Origin of the sequence: Bittarella massiliensis (ex Durand et al. 2017) (assembly GCF_017566145.1) — a bacterium.
Lineage (GTDB): Bacteria > Bacillota > Clostridia > Oscillospirales > Ruminococcaceae > Bittarella > Bittarella massiliensis_A.
The window spans coordinates 1-223 of record NZ_JABFCL010000209.1 but is presented as its reverse complement, the minus strand read 5'-3'; the positions used below and the strand labels follow the sequence as shown (position 1 = coordinate 223).

General features: G+C 42.6%; 1 protein-coding gene. It reads right to left on the bottom strand.

Annotated elements, in window-relative coordinates; genetic code table 11:
- Positions 1–223: methylated-DNA--[protein]-cysteine S-methyltransferase (locus HJY11_RS14060; protein ID WP_208076511.1), on the bottom strand; the 223-nt coding region annotated here is incomplete at both ends.

The window sequence follows — 223 nt, the reverse complement described above, 5'->3', positions numbered from 1 at the left end:
ATCTGTTTTTTCTAATGTTAACAACTGCACTTTTTTCTCAATGCCGCCGGCATATCCTGTCAGGCTTCCGTTCGTACCGACAACACGATGACAGGGAATAATGAGAGAAATAGAATTATGTCCCACAGCACCGCCGACAGCTTGTGCAGACATTTTAGATAGCCCTCTTTGTTGTGCTATTCTTTTCGCAATTTCACCGTAAGTCATTGTCTTTCCAAATGGA